This window comes from Clostridium sp. BJN0001 (assembly GCF_022869825.1).
In the GTDB taxonomy this organism is placed as follows: Bacteria; Bacillota; Clostridia; order Clostridiales; family Clostridiaceae; genus Clostridium.
This window is the reverse complement of record NZ_CP094971.1, coordinates 1,298,189-1,316,047: the sequence shown is the minus strand read 5'-3', so window position 1 is coordinate 1,316,047 and position 17,859 is coordinate 1,298,189. Positions and strand designations below refer to the sequence as shown.

14 protein-coding genes are annotated in these 17,859 nt (G+C 27.5%); 4 read left to right on the top strand and 10 right to left on the bottom strand.

The features are described from left to right. Position 1 precedes the first annotated feature (1 nt). Complete coding sequence (locus MTX53_RS06315) at positions 2-2,353, bottom strand: glycoside hydrolase family 31 protein (protein WP_244835408.1); 2,352 nt, start codon at positions 2,351-2,353, stop codon at positions 2-4. Between the two features lie 120 nt (positions 2,354-2,473). On the opposite strand from MTX53_RS06315, the gene MTX53_RS06310 reads away from it, so the two are divergent. Further along, entirely contained in the window at positions 2,474-3,364 is an 891-nt protein-coding gene (locus MTX53_RS06310) for an AraC family transcriptional regulator (RefSeq protein WP_244835407.1), read from the top strand. A gap of 34 nt (positions 3,365-3,398) precedes the next feature. Here the strand turns inward: MTX53_RS06310 and MTX53_RS06305 are convergent, their stop codons facing one another. Genes MTX53_RS06305 through MTX53_RS06295 form a run of 3 tightly spaced genes read right to left on the bottom strand, consistent with a single transcriptional unit; the run spans position 3,399 to position 8,770 of the window. Then, positions 3,399-3,995 (bottom strand): cell wall-binding protein, encoded by a 597-nt coding sequence (locus tag MTX53_RS06305; protein ID WP_244835406.1) that lies wholly within the window; start codon positions 3,993-3,995, stop codon positions 3,399-3,401. A gap of 59 nt (positions 3,996-4,054) precedes the next feature. Further along, positions 4,055-4,456 (bottom strand): hypothetical protein, encoded by a 402-nt coding sequence (locus MTX53_RS06300; RefSeq protein ID WP_244835405.1) that lies wholly within the window; start codon positions 4,454-4,456, stop codon positions 4,055-4,057. A 15-nt stretch (positions 4,457-4,471) separates the two neighbouring features. Next, the gene (locus MTX53_RS06295; protein WP_244835404.1) at positions 4,472-8,770 is read right to left on the bottom strand and encodes a 2-hydroxyacyl-CoA dehydratase; all 4,299 of its coding nucleotides are present in this window, start codon (positions 8,768-8,770) and stop codon (positions 4,472-4,474) included. 160 nt (positions 8,771-8,930) lie between these two features. Between MTX53_RS06295 and MTX53_RS06290 the strand changes: the two genes are divergently transcribed. Then, positions 8,931-9,290, top strand: a complete 360-nt coding sequence (locus MTX53_RS06290) for a tetratricopeptide repeat protein (RefSeq protein ID WP_244835403.1) — start codon at positions 8,931-8,933, stop codon at positions 9,288-9,290. On the opposite strand, the gene MTX53_RS06285 is transcribed toward MTX53_RS06290, so the two are convergent. From MTX53_RS06285 to MTX53_RS06275, 3 genes are read right to left on the bottom strand one after another with little or no spacing between them, the layout of a single operon-like run. After that, a complete protein-coding gene (locus tag MTX53_RS06285) occupies positions 9,287-10,351 on the bottom strand; it encodes a transglutaminase-like domain-containing protein (RefSeq protein ID WP_244835402.1) in 1,065 nt (354 codons plus the stop codon). The genes MTX53_RS06290 and MTX53_RS06285 overlap by 4 nt on opposite strands. A 33-nt stretch (positions 10,352-10,384) precedes the next feature. Beyond that, positions 10,385-11,011, bottom strand: a complete 627-nt coding sequence (gene recX, locus MTX53_RS06280) for a recombination regulator RecX (protein ID WP_244835401.1) — start codon at positions 11,009-11,011, stop codon at positions 10,385-10,387. A gap of 2 nt (positions 11,012-11,013) precedes the next feature. Continuing rightward, entirely contained in the window at positions 11,014-12,270 is a 1,257-nt protein-coding gene (locus MTX53_RS06275) for a pitrilysin family protein (protein ID WP_244835471.1), read from the bottom strand. Positions 12,271-12,406: 136 nt separating this feature from the next. Here MTX53_RS06275 and MTX53_RS06270 point away from each other — a divergent pair, with 136 nt between their 5' ends. Together MTX53_RS06270 and MTX53_RS06265 are read left to right on the top strand one after the other, a co-directional pair. Continuing rightward, on the top strand, positions 12,407-13,078 hold the full coding sequence (locus tag MTX53_RS06270) for a response regulator transcription factor (protein ID WP_244835400.1): 672 nt from the start codon (positions 12,407-12,409) through the stop codon (positions 13,076-13,078). 52 nt (positions 13,079-13,130) lie between these two features. Beyond that, positions 13,131-14,606 (top strand): HAMP domain-containing sensor histidine kinase, encoded by a 1,476-nt coding sequence (locus MTX53_RS06265; RefSeq protein ID WP_244835470.1) that lies wholly within the window; start codon positions 13,131-13,133, stop codon positions 14,604-14,606. A 43-nt stretch (positions 14,607-14,649) separates the two neighbouring features. Here MTX53_RS06265 and gatB read toward each other — a convergent pair whose 3' ends face one another. From gatB to gatC, 3 genes are read right to left on the bottom strand one after another with little or no spacing between them, the layout of a single operon-like run. Then, entirely contained in the window at positions 14,650-16,089 is a 1,440-nt protein-coding gene (gene gatB, locus MTX53_RS06260) for an Asp-tRNA(Asn)/Glu-tRNA(Gln) amidotransferase subunit GatB (protein ID WP_244835399.1), read from the bottom strand. Between the two features lie 13 nt (positions 16,090-16,102). Further along, entirely contained in the window at positions 16,103-17,548 is a 1,446-nt protein-coding gene (gatA, locus tag MTX53_RS06255; protein ID WP_244835398.1) for an Asp-tRNA(Asn)/Glu-tRNA(Gln) amidotransferase subunit GatA, read from the bottom strand. 13 nt (positions 17,549-17,561) lie between these two features. Beyond that, on the bottom strand, positions 17,562-17,843 hold the full coding sequence (gene gatC, locus MTX53_RS06250; RefSeq protein ID WP_244835397.1) for an Asp-tRNA(Asn)/Glu-tRNA(Gln) amidotransferase subunit GatC: 282 nt from the start codon (positions 17,841-17,843) through the stop codon (positions 17,562-17,564). Positions 17,844-17,859 lie beyond the last annotated feature (16 nt).

The window sequence follows — 17,859 nt, the reverse complement described above, 5'->3', positions numbered from 1 at the left end:
TCTATTTTATTCTATATACAATCTTATTATCTTCTACAGATACATTTTCTCCATTTACAATTACCTTTCTGCTAGAAAGATTGTATAATTTGAACTTAACTTTCTTAATTTTGTCATCAAAATTATTATCAACAATTTTGAATTTTATATGAACTAAATCTTCTGATGATTTAACTTTAATTTTATAATTGCTATATTCTCCTGCAACGTATTTAAAAGTCTTATAGTCATCTGTAAAGTGATTATATGTTGTTTCTGTTTCAGTATTTCCAAGGAATACATCAATTCTTAAGTTATCATCTTTTGAGTCTAAAACATAGTTCTTATCAGTTGAAACTGGTACTATGCTTCCTGATTTTATATAAATAGGGCATACATCTAAAGGAGTTTCTTTTATAATATACTGTCCTCCTTTAAATTCTTCTTTTGTGTAATAATCAATAAAGTTATCACCCTTTGGAAGATATACAGTTCTTACTTTTGTACCTTGAGTTAAAACTGGAGCTACTAAAATATTATCTCCACACATAAATTCATCATTTATTTCATAAGTATTTTTATCTTCCTGATAATTAAATAAAAGAGGTCTTATAAGTGGCGCACCTGTTTTTGTCATTTTCCACATCATATCATAAATATATGGAACTATTTTATATCTTAATTTAATAAACTTCTTAACATTATCTTCTGTTTCTTTATCAAATGCCCAAGGTTCTTGATCTCTTGTTCCCATTGCAGCATGATTTCTGAATAATGGAGTAAATGTTCCAACCTGTGTCCATCTTGATAAAAGTTCTTTAGTACAGTCATGTCCAAATCCACCTACATCAGTTCCGCAGATAGGAAAACCTGAAAGTGAAAGATTCATAAGCATAGGTATAGACATTCTTAAATGTTCCCATGTACTTTGATTATCACCTGTCCATACAGTTGAATATTTTTGAGTTCCTGCATAGCACGCTCTTGTAACTATAAATGGTCTTAGACCAGTTTCTGTCTTTAAGCCTTCATAAGTTGCCTTGTCCATAAAATGAGCGAAAACATTATGTGCTTCTTTATGAAGTACTTTAACTCCATCATAATCAAACTCAACATCATCAGGTAAAGGTCCATTAAAGCTTGCAGGTTCATTCATATCATTCCAAATTCCGTCAGCTCCATATGAAACCATTATTTTCTGATTTTCTGCCCACCATTTTCTTACTTTACTATTTAAGAAATCTGGGAAAACAGATGTTCCTGGCCATACTTCATTTCTATATGTTATTCCTTCATTGTCTTTTGCAAAGTAACCATTTTTAATTCCTTCGCTATAAATCTTATAATTTGGATCTGCTTTTACACCTGGATCAATTATAGTAACAAGCTTAAAGCCCATTGAAGTTAATTTTTCTCTAAGTTCTTTTGGATCTCCAAATTTCTTTTTATCCCATGTAAATACTCTATAACCATCCATATAATCTATATCAAGATATAATGTATCACATGGAATACCACGTTTTCTAAAATTATCAGCTATTTCAAGGAGTCTATCCTTGCTGTCATAAGACCATCTACACTGCTGATATCCTAATGTCCATAATTGTGGAAGATTAGGTCTTCCTGTTAAAGATGTATATTCTCTAACCACTGATGAAACTTCAGGACCATATATAAAGTAATAATCTATGTTTCCATCATCAGCTGCGAAATAATAGTATTTTGAATTATCTCTTCCAAGATCAAAATATGTTTTAAAATGATTATCAAAGAAAATACCAAATGAAGTATCATCTTTAATTGAAATCATAAATGGAATTGATTTATATAATCTATCAAATGTCTCTCCATGAGGATTTGGATTATCTGTATTGTAATTTACATAATGATAACCTTTTTTATTTAAATGGCCAGTTTTTTCTCCAAGACCATAGAAGAACTGATTATCTTCCATTTCTTTTGCAATACAAACTTTATATAAATTTTCTTTTGCACACTCATGTCCTTCTGACTCTGCAAGTTCCATATTAGAAAATCTTCTTTTGAAAGGATCAAGATTTTCTCTATAATCTTTACATAAAATATTATGATTTTTATCATATATATCTGTTACAAAATTATCAAAAACTTCTATAATTAATTTTGCAGTTTTAATTACTATACAATCATTTTTTCTTTCAACATGGATATTTCCATGGAAAGGTTTTAAATCAGAAACTGCTTTTGAAAGCCTTTTCTCTCTAAAAACAGGTACAAAAAAATTAATAATATCCTCTTTAATTACAGAAACTTGTGCTTTTCTTTCTTCAAATTGTATCATTACATCGTTTCCATCTATTTGATAGTCAACTATTTTTCCAAATAAATTATTCATTTTTGTCACTCCTTTTTAGTTTAAAATGTTATTATATATATTATACTAGATGTTTTTATAAAAATCTTGCATTATCGCAATATTTTTAACACAATACTGCTTTTTTAAGAAAGGATAACTATGAAAAACATAAATTATAAAAATTTAAAAGAAAAAAGGATACATGGAGACTTCCTTCTTCCTTTCACGATTTATAAATGTTTATTTGAAAATAAAACAAATGTTCTTAATATGCACTGGCATGAAGAGATTGAAATATCAATAATAGAAGAGGGTGGATGCATTTATAATATTAATTTATTTGATACAGAACTTGAAGAAGGAGATATACTTATTATAAAACCTTTTTCTCTACATTCTATAGTAAAACTTAAACAAGATATACTTAGAAGTAATACTATGGTCTTTAATATGGATATTTTAAATAGTGCACTTACAGATGTATGTGCATTTAGATATTTTTCTAATATATGTAATGAAAATGATATTGTTCCTGTAATAATTAAAAGAAATTTTAAAGATTATGAATTATATAAAAATATTATAGATGAAATATTCTTATGTTATCAGAATAAATCTGATGCATTTGAATTAAAACTAAAGTCACTTCTTTTTGAACTATTTTATAATTTTTATAAAAATCATGTTTTTACTGACAATAAACAGTTTGAAATAAATAGTCATATTACAAATAAGATAAAAAAAATATTAAATTATATTGAAGACAATTATACAAGACAAATATCAATTCAAGAAATTTCAGATTATTGTAACTTTAGCGAGTATCATTTTATGAGATTTTTTAAAAAATACATAGGGATGACATGTACAGAATACATAAATAATTATAGAATAGAATCTTCCGCTCATCTGCTTGATGAAACTGATAAATCTATTATGGATATAGCTCTTGAATGTGGATTTAATAACATATCATATTTTAATAAAATATTTAGAAAAAAATATAAAATTACTCCAACTAATTTTAGAAAAAGAAATACAAATAAATAAAAAAGTTTCTGCTTTTTTTGCAGAAACTTTTTTGCTATCTCATATCTCCATTATATCCTAAATAATAATTTCCAATCCATGTATTATATGCCATTGCACCACTTGGATAAAAATAATACCAATACTGACCAACATTTACCCATCCTGTCTGCATAATACCATCATAGTCCATATAATACCATGTTCCACCAATATTCTTCCAACCAGTTGCAGGAAGACCGTTAACTATACATATCCATTTGCCATCGTTTGTTTGTCCCCAAAAATCTCCTCTGTTTCCTGTACTTGGGCATGAAGATACAATATCATAATCGACTTTAAAATCAGCAGGTTTATTATAATATACATAAACATCACTTTTTTCATCTTCATTAGAACTGTTATTTTCATCTTCATTATCAGTTTTTTTAATTTCATTCTGATTGAATGCACTTATAAATGAATCTGTATACTCTTCACTTTTTTCTATTTCATTATTAAAACCGGGAGTTACAGGATTGCTATAATCTTCCATAGTAACATCTGTAGGTTTATATTTTTCATTATCATCAGCATAAACATGCACATTAATGCAAGGACTAAGCAAAGCTAATAAAGATAATATGCTAATTATTTTGTATTTTTTGATCATAAATACACCTCCAATCTCTCTTTTTAATAATCGAACACTCATTTTTAAACTTAATAGAATTATTTAAAAATAAGTTTTTCTATTTCATGTTCATTTCTATTAATAGAAAAAATAATACTATCATCTATTTTAAATTTACATGAAGTATCATCAATTTTTATCATATCGATGTTAATTCCATGTCTTTTTATTTCTTTATAATGACTTGGAGAAAGACTTATATTAAATTTTTTAGATTTACTTCCAACTATCCTTATAATATTTCCTTCTTTTGTTTCTCTATCCGAAATTTTTATATCAATACTATTTTTTAAATTAGTATTTTCTTCTATAAAAGCTTTTCCTTGAATTGTAACCCATCCACCACTTAATTTTGAACGGATAAGTACATCTAGAGGCATAAGTAAATCAAGTCTTTTTAAAATTTCACTTAATTCATTAATATCAATTTCTTTATTCATATAAATCTCTCCTAATTATACATTGCTTAATTTAATATTTGCGTTTTCTGATTCAATTTCTTTTGATTTTTCAGCATGTTTATGTTCTTTTACAGAAACATCAATATTTTTAAAGGCAACTGAAAGCATTAGTTTTATTCTATTTAACTGATTTACATTAGAAGCACCAGGATCATAATCTATTGCTACAATATTAGCATTATGAGAATATTCCTTAAGTGGTTTTATCATTCCTTTTCCAGTAACATGGTTTGGAAGACATGCAAATGGCTGAATACATATAATATTTTTAACATTATTTTCTAAAAGCTCTAGCATTTCTGCTGTTAGAAACCATCCTTCACCTGTTTCATTTCCTATAGATAAAATCTTAGATGCAAGTTCTTTTAAATGTTTTATACTATCAGGGCTTTCAAATCTTTCACTTTTATCAAGTTCAGATTTAAGAACTTTAGTGAATGATTCTATATATTTTATAGAGAGCTCTGATATAACTTTATTCATTTTGCTTTTTCCAAGATAATCTGCTTTAAACTGATTATCTGTTGCAGAATATAAGAAAAAGCCTAAAAGATCGGGTACTACTGCTTCAGCACCTTCCTTTTCTAATATATTAACGATATTGTTATTAGCTGTTGGATGAAATTTAACTAAGATTTCTCCTACGATACCTACTCTAGGTTTTACTATATTTAAAATAGGAAGATTATCAAATTCTTTTATAATATTTTTAATATTCTCTTTAAATATAGACATTTTTCCATTTCTTAAATTATCTTTTGAGATTTCATTCCATTTATTATAAAGACTATTTGCAGAGCCTTTCTCTTTTTCATATGGTCTTACTCTATAAAGAACTCTCATAAGAAGATCACCATAAATTATTGCCATTAAAGATCTTCTTATAAGTGGAATACTTAATTTAAATCCAGGCTGCTTTTCAAGTCCTATAGTATTTAATGAGATAATAGGAATATTAGAAAATCCAGCATGTTTCATTGCAAGTTTTATAAATCCAATATAATTTGTTGCTCTGCATCCACCACCTGTCTGGCTCATTATTACAGCAGTTTTATTTAAATCATATTTTCCAGATTTTAAAGCTTCTATTATCTGACCTACAACTATTATTGACGGATAACAAGCATCATTATTTACATATTTAAGACCTTCATCTACTGCTTTTAAATCATTTGAAGGAAGAACATGAATATTATAACCTACACTTCTTACTGCTGCTTCAATAAGATCAAAATGTATAGGCGACATCTGAGGAGTAAGAATAGTATATTCACTTTTCATTTCCTTTGTAAATACTGGATTTTTATATTCTATTTCAGATAAAATAGGTTTATACTTACTTCTCTCTCTTTCTTCAATTGCAGCTTTTAATGATCGTATTCTTATTTTTACTGCTCCAAGATTAGTTCCTTCATCAATTTTTAAAACAGTATATAATTTTCCAGAAGACTCCATGATTTCTGATACTTGATCAGTTGTAACAGCATCAAGTCCACATCCAAATGAATTAAGCTGTATAATCTCAAGATTATCATTTTCACAAATAAATGAAGCTGCCCTATATAATCTTGAATGATAGACCCACTGGTCTACAACTCTTAATTCTGTTTTTAATTTTCCAAGATTACATATACTATCTTCAGTTAAAACTGCCATACCAAAAGATGTTATTATTTCAGGTATTCCGTGATTTATTTCAGGATCAACATGATAAGGTCTTCCACATAATACAATACCCTTTTTATGATTCTCTTTTAGATATTCTAAAACTTCTTTTCCTTTTTCTTCAATATCATTTTTATATGCATTTCTCTCATCCACTGCTTTTAATACTGCATTTTTTGCTTCTTTATATGTTACATTATAATCTTTAAATTCTTCTACAATTCTTTTAGGAAGAATATCGTAATTATCAAGTGATAAAAACGGTTCTATAAATTTTACTTCTTTTATTCTTTCAACATTTGTTCTTATTACTTCAGGATATGAAGTAACTATTGGACAATTATAATGATTATTTGCATCATTAAACTGTTTCTTTTCATAAGGAATACATGGATAAAATATTGTTTTTATTCCATTTTCAATTAATGCCATTATGTGTCCATGAACTAATTTAGCTGGATAACATGCAGATTCTGAAGGAATTGTTTCAATTCCTTTTTCAAATACTTTTTTATTTGATTTTGGAGATAATCTTACCGAAAATCCAAGCTCAGTTAAAAGAGTAAACCAGAACGGATAATTTTCGTACATATTAAGTACTCTTGGTATTCCAATTATTCCTCTTTTTGCATCTGTTTCCTTTAATGGCTTATATGCAAATGTTCTTTTATATTTATAATCATAAAGATTTGGAAGCTTATTTTTCTTTGAAGGCTCTATTCCGAGTCCTCTTTCACATCTGTTTCCTGTAATAAATTCTTCAGATGTAGAAAATTTATTTACAGTAAGAAGACAATTATTTGTACACTTTCCGCATCTTCTAAATGATGTTGTCATTGTAAAGTTTTCTATATCATTTTTATTTAATAAAGTACATTTATAGTCTTTTTTAAGTCTTTCTTTTGCAATTATTGCGCATCCAAAAGCTCCCATAAGCCCAGCAATATCAGGTCTTACAGCATTTTTCTTTGAAATTAATTCAAAGCTTCTTAAAATTGCATCATTATAGAAAGTTCCACCTTGTACTATAACATGATCTCCAATATCTTTTTCATCACGAAGTTTTATAACTTTAAATAATGAATTCTTAATAACAGAATATGAAAGTCCAGCTGAAATATCAGATACCTTAGCCCCTTCTTTTTGAGACTGTTTTACTCTTGAATTCATAAATACCGTACATCTTGAACCTAAATCAACGGGCTTTTGGGATTTAAGTGCTTCTTTTGCAAAAGAAGCTACAGACATATTTAATGATTTTGCAAAGCTTTCTATAAATGAACCACATCCTGATGAACATGCTTCGTTTAAGATTATACTATCAATTGCTCCGTTTTTTATCTTGATACATTTCATGTCTTGTCCACCTATATCAAGAATAAAATCGACTCCAGGGAGAAAATAATCTGCAGCCTTATAATGAGCTATTGTTTCAACTTCTCCAATATCAACATGAAGAGCCTTTTTTATAAGTGCTTCTCCATATCCTGTAACTGCTGAATTAACTATTTTCACATTACTTGGCAAAGATTTATATAAATCTTTAAGCATATTTACTACTTTGTTTAATGGATTTCCCTCATTAGATTCATATTCTGTATAAAGTATCTCGTTTTTATCATCCATCAAAACTATTTTTGTTGTTGTAGATCCTGCATCAATACCTAAATAGGCAGGTCCAGTATATGAATTAAGTTCTCTAAATTTAGCTTTATCTTTATCATGTCTTTCTTTAAACTTTATATATTCATCTTCATTTTCAAAAAGTGGATCAAGTGTTAATACATTGCTATCTGTTTCAGCACTTAAATTAATTACACTTTTATATATATCTGAAAATTTACATTCTTTTTCATCCTTAGACATAAGAGAAGCACCAATTGCAACGAAAAGCTGAGACTCTGAAGGTGCTATTACATTTGATGGGCCAAGCTTTAACGTTTCTATAAATCTTTTTCTAAGCTGTGGCAAAAAATGTAATGGACCTCCTAAAAATGCAACATTTCCGCGTATAGGCTTTCCACAAGCAAGTCCACTTATTGTTTGATTAACTACAGCTTGAAAAATAGATGCTGCTATATCTTCTTTTGCAGCTCCTTGATTAATAAGTGGCTGAATATCTGTTTTAGCAAATACTCCACATCGTGCTGCTATTGGATATATTACTTTATAATTTTCACAAAGCTTATCAAGTCCTTTAGCATCAGTATTTAAAAGAGATGCCATCTGGTCTATAAAAGAACCAGTTCCTCCTGCACAGCTGCCGTTCATTCTCTGATCTATTCCATCTCTAAAATATGTAATTTTAGCATCTTCTCCACCGAGTTCTATAACTACATCTGTTCTAGGAATAAGCGTTTCAACTGTTTTTGAACATGCAATAACTTCTTGTACAAATTTTATACCCAAAAAATTAGATATAGAAAGTCCACCAGATCCTGTCATTGCAATTGTACATTCTATATCTCCAAGTTTTGTATAACAATCTTTAATTAATGAAATAATAGTATTTTTAATGTCTGAAAAATGTCTCTGATATTTTTTATAAATCAACTGATTCTCTTCATTTAAAACTGCAAGTTTAACAGTTGTAGATCCAATATCAAGACCAATTTTGTAAATCTTCATCTAAATTTTTCACCTACTTAAAAATTAAATCGATAGTATAATGTATAAATTTTCATTAAATAGTTAAGAATATAACTATTGTAAGTATACAACTTATCAATTATTATATTCTACTATAATTCATTGCAAAATGCAAAATTAAACATAGTCGGAGGCTTGTATGAACTACTTTAACGAAGGTAATAAATATTATAATCAAAAGGACTATAAACGGGCTCTTTACTACTACAAAAAGTCAATTTTTAAAAATCAAAATGAAGCATGTTCCTATTATAATTCAGGTGTATGTTTCATAAAGCTTCAAAATTATGATGATGCTATTGAATTTTTAAAAAAAGCTATAAGTTTATCAAGAGAAGGAAAATATATTTTTAATTTAGGATACTGCTATGCAATGAAAGAATGTATAGATAAAGCCTTAAGACTTTTTAATCTTGCATGGAGTATTGATTCAAATGATAAAGAATGTGAAAAAGCCGTTAATATTCTTATTTCTAAAATAACAACAAATTCAAATTAAAATTCTCCTGCAATATTTTCTTTTTTATGAATTTCATCAAAATCACTATTATCAAAATAGTTTCCTCCAGAATAAAATGTAGGATCAACTTTTATCCACTTTTTTTCATCATTAAGGTATACTTCGTTCCAAGCATGGCTTATAAACTGCTGACCATTATTAGCCTGACCTGTAATAACTCTTACTTTAAGACCTACTGCCTTTGACATAGCTGCATATAGACATGCATAATCAAAACATATTCCTTTTCTTGTTTCAAAAGCTGATATTGCCCCACTATCTTTTACATCCTCTGAATTTATAACTTGCTGAGCTTTAGAATCATCATATTTTATATTGCTTCCTACCCATGTATAAAGTTTTTTAGCTTTTTCTCTATCTGTATTATAGTTAGATACAAGTGTTTTTGCCTTATTATCTATTTCAGAATTACTCTTTACTCCGTCTTCTATAGTTACTCCATTATAAAGAATAATTTTATTATTTTTCACATCTTTTGTAAGTCCGCTTTGTATTATTTTAGATGTCCCTGTATTTACTATATTTAGTACCTTGTCATATCCATACATATTATCAAATACATCAATAACGACAGGACTTTGTGGAATACAATTTATGATTGCAATTGGTATAAATAAAGCGAAAACTAGAGTCATTCCTCTTATTACACCAAGAAGCATACCAAATAACATAGAGATAATCTTACTTCCATTTATAAAATTTATAAAGAATTTTAATACAAATTCATTTATTAGAAATAATATCCATTTTATACATATTCTTATTAAAAAGAATACTATAACAAGACCTGCAAGTTTCATTACTCCAAGTGATGCAACTTTATATTTTGAAAATAATGATAATATAAATTTTATAAATTCATAAAATTTATCATAAAATAATACTATTATAATAAAGCTTATAAAACTTGAAATATCGCGCATTATTGGATACATTGCCTGCCTTATATCTGATGTGTGCAAAACAGTTATTACCGTTTTTATAATAGCAAAAAGCATTATAAAAGCAATAATTGTGTAACTAATATTTGAAAAATCCATTTGTTTTCACCTCTATTTTTGCATATAATATGCCTAAGTTAATTCTTCTATGATTTGTTTTATAATATTAGTCTGATACCCTTTTGATAAAAGATAATTATATAATTTCCCTCTTATTTTATACTTGTCATCCTCTTTTTTTAAAATAGAATCAAGTTTTTTCTTTGCTATCTTTTTTGCAGATTCTATTTCAATATCTTCTATATAAGATGAGTTTTCAAATTCAAGTTCTACATCTTCTTTTTTTATACCTTTTCTTATAAGTTCATAAATAATTTTTCTTTTACCATATTTTTTTATTTTTTCCTTAATAAATAATTTTATATATTCACTATCGTTAATATATCCATAATGTTCTAAGAATTTCATAGTTTCAAATATTATACTATCATCAAATTCTTTTTCTCTAAGTTTATTTTCTAATTGTTTTTTAGTTTTTAGATTTCTTTCAATTATATTAAGAGCAGTATTTTTACATTTATTTAGCATTTCTTTATCTGAAATACTTTTTATTTTTTCTTCATCAATTTCAATGCCTTCTTTTAATGATTCACTATATAAGATATCAATTGAAACAGCAAATGAATAGACATCATTAACATAAATATTAAATCTATCCTTATTTCTTTTTTGATGTTCAATTTTAGTTATTTTTTTCATTTCTATCTTCCTTTACTTTTTTTAGGCATAAGGATATGAACTGTTGGATTTTTTAATAACTTTCGTGCAACTTTAGTAACTGAATTAATATCTAAAGTATTTATTTTTTCCATATCATTTATAAATTCAAGTATATCTGCACCATCAAGTTTTTGATGAAGAATATAATTGCAAAGTTCTGATGAATCTTCAAGAGTTGTAAATACAGCAGTTTTATGAACTTTTTTCATAATTTCAAGATCTCTTTTTGTTATCTGTATCTTTCCTAAAAATAATTTTTCTAAAATATTATCAATCAGTTTTTTTACCTCTTTATATTTTCCATTTAATACGGCTGTATATATATAAAGAGTTTTTATTCTGTTTGTAATTTCAAGATGAGTATATATATCATAAGCATATCCATTTTTTTCTCTTACTTCCCTAAATAAAAGTGAGTTTGCACTTTCTCCAAGTCTATAATTTAGTACTTTAAGTGGAAGCTCCTCCTCTTTTTTTAAATCATTAAAAGTATATAAATATGTTATAGTACTTTGTTCTAGATTACTTTTATAATTTGTTACCGTTGTATTTTTATTATTTTCAATATTTACTTTTGGAAAAATTATATTCTTTTTTTGCCACTTTAAAAAATTATTTTTTATAATTTTTAATGATTCTTCATGACTTAACGGTGAAACTATAGAAATTACAGTATTATTTGGAACATAAAATTTCTTATAAAATGATATTATATCATTTCTTGTGAAGTTTTTAACATTTTCTTCTATTCCTGTAACATCATATTTTAGAAAACCATTTTCAAACGCTTCAAAATTAACATTTTTAAAACTTAAATCTTCTATATCGTCTTTATTAGTTAAAATTTCTGATATGATAACCCCTCTTTCTTTTTCAATTTCATCTTCATCAAATACTGAATTCATCATCATATCAGAAAGAAGTGTGCATGCATAATTTAATTCTTCATATAAACATGAAACTGTATATACGGTAGCATCATAATCAGTATATGCATTATATTCTCCCCCAAGAAAATCTAGCTCGCTATTTAAAGTCTTATTATCTCTTTTTTTAGTTCCTTTGAATAAAGTGTGTTCTATAAAATGACTTATTCCCTTCTCCTGCATATTTTCATACATAGGCCCAACCTTTATTCCTATATTTACTGAACCTATTTTTGTATCTTTTTTTATTGTAATTACTTCAAGACCGTTTTCTAAAGTATGAGTTTTTATATCAAAATTCAAATTAAACATTAAACTAACCATTGCCTTTCTTTCCATTTCATATTTAATAATACAATAAACTTTAATTTGTGTCACTAATTACTCTGTAACATAATTGCCTTATTTTAGTGATAGTATTATATTATTAAAGTAGGGAGATGAATATATGAAAAAATCAGTTTTAATTGTTGAAGACGAACTTAGAATAAGATTTTTACTACGAGATTATCTAATGAAAGATAATTTTAATGTATTTGAAGCCTCAAATGGTGAGGAAGGACTTTTAGCATTTTCAAAAAATAAAATTGATATAGTTCTTCTAGATATTATGATGCCTGTAATGGATGGAATGACAATGCTTGAAAAATTAAGGAGTGTTTCAACTGTTCCTGTAATACTTCTCACTGCAAAAGAGCAGGAAACAGATAAACTCTTAGGCTATGAAACAGGTGCAGATGATTATATAACAAAGCCATTCAGCCCAAAAGTATTAATTGCAAAAGTTAAGGCCCTTTTAAAAAGAACAAGAGATGATATAGATTCAAGCTGTCAAGATTTTAATGGCCTTACAATAAATACTCTTTCTCATGAAGTCAAAATTAACAAAAATATAATTACATTATCGCCGAAAGAATATGAACTTCTTATATATCTTGTAAAAAATGAAGGAATGGCTCTTACAAGAGATAATATTTTAGATAATGTATGGGGAATAGATTATTATGGTGATATCCGAACTGTAGATACAAATGTAAAAAGACTAAGAGAAAAACTTTTAGATAAATCATCATATATAGTAACTGTACGTGGAAGCGGGTATAAATTTGAAGCAAAATAATATTAAGAAAAAAACAAGTCTTGCAAAAAAATTATTTACAATAACTTTGCTTATGATTCTCTGTCTTATTGCAGTTACATATACTTCTCAAACACTTTTGTTTGAGAAGTTCTATTCCTATAAAAAAACAACTTCTTTAGTAAAAGAAATAAATAAACTTAATATAGTTTTTTCAAGTGATTTAAAAGATGATGATGAATTATTTTCTGCTTTGAAGGATTTCGAAATAAAAAATAATGCAAAACTTGCATTATTTTCACCTAATGAAAATAAAATATTTCTTCCAGATAAATCAACAAACGATAAAGATAATTTTGATACACTTACAGCCTTTTGTTCAGAACTTATAAAGAACAAAACTATAATAAATACTGCACTTGAAACATCTAGAACGCAGTATGAAAATTTTTATAATGAAAGCAGCAATCTAAAAAAAATTGGTATAGTTTCTCCTATGTCTTTAAATACTAAAAATGACTACATAATAATCTGTGTTTCATCAATTCAGCCTATAGAAGAAGCTACACAGGTAATAGAAGAATTCTCGCTCTATCTTTTTATAGGGCTTATAGGAATTTCTGCAATGCTTTCAATGATATATTCAGATCTTGTTTCAAAGCCGCTTATACGTCTTAATAATGTTGCTTGCAGGATGGCTAAGATGAATTTTAATGAAAAATGTGAAATTACATCAAATGATGAAATAGGAAGTCTTGGTCAATCACTTAATTCTCTTTCTTTAAATCTAAAAAATGCATTAGATGATCTTAAAGACAAAAATGAAACTCTAAAACATGATATAGAGAAAGAAAGGCAGCTTGAAAATATGAGATATGATTTCGTAAATAATGTAAGCCATGAGCTAAAAACTCCAATTGGAATCATAGAAGGTTATGCTGAAGGAATTAAAGACGGAATAGTAACAGGTGAAGATGCAACTTTATATTTAGAAACAATAATAGATGAAGCTAAAAAAATGGGAGTTTTAGTATCAAATATGCTTGAACTTTCAAAACTAGAATCAGGAGTATTGAAGCCAAATTTTGAAGACTTTAATATAAATAGGCTTATTAAAAAAGTAGTGAAAAAACATGAACCAGATGCTTCTTCAAAAAATCTAAAGATATTTTTTGATTCGTGTGATGAATATAGTTATGTATATGCTGATCCATTTCAGATGGAAGAAGTCTTCACTAATTTATTAACAAATGCAATTAAATATACGCCAAGCGATAATATTATAAAGATAATAATTGCTGAAGACGAAGAACTTAAAAGATATAAAATCTCAGTTCAGAATTTTGGAGTAAATATTCCAGAAGATGAACTCAAAAAGTTATTTGATAAATTTTATAGACTTGATAAGTCACGAGAAAGGACTCAAAGTAACAGTACAGGTCTTGGCTTATCTATAGTAAAGAATATTTTACATCTTCATAAATCTGAATTCGAATTTCATAATATAAAAGATGGCATTGAATTTTATTTTTATCTCGATAAAGTTATTATGTCAGCTGATGATGAATAAAAAAAGAACTGAGTCTTTTTTGCACTCAGTTCTTTTTATTTAACTAAATTTCTTCTAATACTTTATCTACTAATTGTTTCGCAATCTTTGGATTTGCTTTTCCTTTTGTTTCTTTCATTACTTGACCCATAAGATATGAAGTTGCTTGTTTCTTTCCTGATTTAAAATCTTCAACTGATTGAGGATTATTTTTAACAACTTCTTTTACTATCTTTAAAAGATCATCTTGTGAACTTATCTGGCTTAATCCATTTTCTTCAATTATTTTAAGTGGATCAGTATTTTCATCAAATATTTTTTCAAATACTTCTCTTGCAATATTATTGCTTATTTTGCCTTCTTCAACTGTTTTTAATAATTTAACAAGATTTTCTGCAGATAATTTCATATCATTTGATGCCATTTTATTTTCATTTAATTTTCTTAAGATATCAGATAAAATCCAGTTTGCAGCAGTTTTTGGTTTTATACCTAACTTTACAAGATCTTCAAAGAAAAATGCAAGTGTTTTATCTGATATTAAAATATCAACATCTCTGTTAGATAAATTGTATTCTTTTATAAATCTTTCCTTCTTAGCATCAGGCATTTCTGGAAGTGATTCTTTTTCTTTTTTAATCTGCTCATCTGAAATAATTATAGGAGGAAGATCTGGTTCAACAACGTATCTATAATCATTAGCTTCTTCTTTTGTACGCATTGAAATTGTTCTTCCTTTTCCAGAATCCCATCTTCTTGTTTCTTGAACTATTTTATCGCCTTCACCAAAGCTTAAAAGTTCTGACTGTCTTTGTTCTTCTTTTTCAAGTGCTTTTTGAAGTTCTCTAAATGAGTTTATATTCTTAATCTCTACCTTTGTTCCATATTTTTCACTACCAACTGGTCTTAGAGATATATTAGCATCGCATCTTAAAGAACCTTGATCCATTCTACAATCTGAGATTCCACCATATTCTAATATTGCTTTTAATCTTTTCATAAATTCAACTGCTTCAGAAACACTTCTCATATCTGGTTCAGTTACTATTTCTGCAAGAGGAACACCTACTCTATTGTAATCAACTAAAGTTACTTCTTCCTCCTCAAGATGTACAAGCTTTCCGGCATCTTCTTCAATGTGAATTCTATTAAGTCTTACTTTTACCTTTTTACCTTCATGCTCAAATTCAACAATTCCTCCTGAGCATATTGGCTGATCATACTGAGATGTTTGGAAAGCCTTTGGAAGATCTGGATAAAAGTAATTTTTTCTATCCATCTTGCTATATTTATTTACTTTGCATCCAAGTGCTGTACCTGCCTTAATTGCAAGATTAACAACTTCTTCATTAAGCATTGGAAGAGTTCCTGGTATACCTGTACAAATAGGACATGTATGTTCGTTAGGTTTTGCTCCAAATGAAGTCGAACAATTACAAAATATTTTTGTTTTCGATTTTAATTCCGCATGTATTTCAAGACCTATTATAGTTTCATAATTCATAACATTTCGCCTCCTATAATTCTACATTTAAAGCTTTTTCAAGAGTATGTGCTGCTTTAAATATCTTATCTTCACAAAGTCTATCACCTATAAACTGTATCGCTATTGGAAGACCTTCTCTTGATCTTGAAACTGGCATTGAAAGTGCCGGAGAACCAGCTAAATTAACATTAACTGTATATATATCTGCAAGATACATAGAAAGAGGATCTTCATGTTTTTCATTAATCTTAAATGGAAGAATTGGTGATACAGGTCCTAGAATTAAATCATATTTTTCAAAAGTTTTCTTTAATTCATATTTTAATTTTTTTCTGAATTTATCTGCTGTATTATAATAAGCATCATAATAGCCAGATGATAAAGCATATGTTCCCATCATAATTCTTCTTTTTACTTCATTTCCAAATGCTTCAGTTCTTGTATTTACCATAAGTTCTTCAAGATTTGTATAATCGTTTGTCTTATGTCCATATCTTATTCCATCATATCGTGCTAAATTTGTGCTTGCTTCTGCAGATGAAATTATATAATATGCTGCAAGTCCATCTTTCATTATAGGAAGTGATATTTTTTCAACTTCTGCACCAAGTTCTTTAAGCTTATCAACTGTATTTAAGAGTGCATCTTTTATTTCTTCATTTAATCCTTCTAATAAAAATTCTTCAGGAATTCCTATCTTCATGTTCTTTATTCCATCATCTAAATTTAATGTATAATCTTTTTTAGAAATATTTCTTATACTTGTTGAATCGTATTTATCTGCTCCTTGAAGAATATTAAGCATATATGCACTATCAGAAACAGTATTTGTAAAAGGTCCTATCTGGTCAAGCGATGAACCAAATGCTATAAGCCCAAATCTTGAAACAAGTCCATATGTAGGCTTAAGTCCTACTGCTCCACAAAATGCTGCTGGTTGTCTTATTGATCCACCAGTATCTGATCCTAAAGAAACTGGACACATTTTAGCTGCAACTGCTGCTGCAGAACCTCCTGATGAACCTCCTGGAACTCTCGATAAATCTCTAGGATTTTTAGTTACCTTAAATGCTGAATTCTCAGTTGATGAACCCATTGCAAATTCATCCATATTAGTTTTACCAATTATTATTGCATCCTCATCTTGAAGTTTTTTGATTACTGTTGCATCGTATGGTGGATTAAAATCTTCAAGCATTTTTGATGCACATGTTGTATTTATTCCTTCTGTGCAAATATTATCTTTAATTGCAATTGGAATACCACAAAGTGCTCCAAGTTTTTCGTTGTTTTTTGCTTTTCTATCTATTTCTCTAGCCTTTTCTAATGCTTCATCACATAAAAGAGTAAGAAATGCATTAACTTTTGGTTCATTTTCTTGTATATTTTCTATATATTTTTTTACTACTTCTTCACTTGTAATTTCTTGTTTTTTTATCTTTTCAGAAAGACTTTTTAAACTCATCTTTTCAATCATATTTTTCACCATCCTAATCAAAAGTCTTAGGAACTTTTAAGTACCCATCTTGCATATTCTTAACATTTCTAAATAAATCTTTTTCGCCAAAATCTTTAATTTCATCTTTTCTTTCAACTGGTTCTAATGTATCTACTTTTACATCATCTTTTATACTTAAATCAAGTTCATTTAAATATTTAAAATTATCTAAAACACTCTCAAATTCCTTTGAAAATTTTTCTGCTTCGTCATCAGTAAATTTTAATTTTGATAACTTTGCTATATATTTTACTTCATCAATACTTACACTCATTTTTTTCACCTCTTAA

Excerpts from the sequence above, each read along its gene's own strand:
- MTX53_RS06315 (WP_244835408.1), bottom strand. The coding sequence starts at position 2,353 with ATGAATAATTTATTTGGAAAAATAGTTGACTATCAAATAGATGGAAAC.
- MTX53_RS06290 (WP_244835403.1), top strand. The coding sequence starts at position 8,931 with ATGAACTACTTTAACGAAGGTAATAAATATTATAATCAAAAGGACTAT.
- MTX53_RS06305 (WP_244835406.1), bottom strand. The coding sequence starts at position 3,995 with ATGATCAAAAAATACAAAATAATTAGCATATTATCTTTATTAGCTTTG.
- MTX53_RS06275 (WP_244835471.1), bottom strand. The coding sequence starts at position 12,270 with ATGTTTAATTTGAATTTTGATATAAAAACTCATACTTTAGAAAACGGT.
- MTX53_RS06310 (WP_244835407.1), top strand. The coding sequence starts at position 2,474 with ATGAAAAACATAAATTATAAAAATTTAAAAGAAAAAAGGATACATGGA.
- MTX53_RS06265 (WP_244835470.1), top strand. The coding sequence starts at position 13,131 with ATGATTCTCTGTCTTATTGCAGTTACATATACTTCTCAAACACTTTTG.
- MTX53_RS06285 (WP_244835402.1), bottom strand. The coding sequence starts at position 10,351 with ATGGATTTTTCAAATATTAGTTACACAATTATTGCTTTTATAATGCTT.
- gatB (WP_244835399.1), bottom strand. The coding sequence starts at position 16,089 with ATGAATTATGAAACTATAATAGGTCTTGAAATACATGCGGAATTAAAA.
- MTX53_RS06295 (WP_244835404.1), bottom strand. The coding sequence starts at position 8,770 with ATGAAGATTTACAAAATTGGTCTTGATATTGGATCTACAACTGTTAAA.
- MTX53_RS06300 (WP_244835405.1), bottom strand. The coding sequence starts at position 4,456 with ATGAATAAAGAAATTGATATTAATGAATTAAGTGAAATTTTAAAAAGA.
- gatC (WP_244835397.1), bottom strand. The coding sequence starts at position 17,843 with ATGAGTGTAAGTATTGATGAAGTAAAATATATAGCAAAGTTATCAAAA.
- MTX53_RS06270 (WP_244835400.1), top strand. The coding sequence starts at position 12,407 with ATGAAAAAATCAGTTTTAATTGTTGAAGACGAACTTAGAATAAGATTT.
- recX (WP_244835401.1), bottom strand. The coding sequence starts at position 11,011 with ATGAAAAAAATAACTAAAATTGAACATCAAAAAAGAAATAAGGATAGA.
- gatA (WP_244835398.1), bottom strand. The coding sequence starts at position 17,548 with ATGATTGAAAAGATGAGTTTAAAAAGTCTTTCTGAAAAGATAAAAAAA.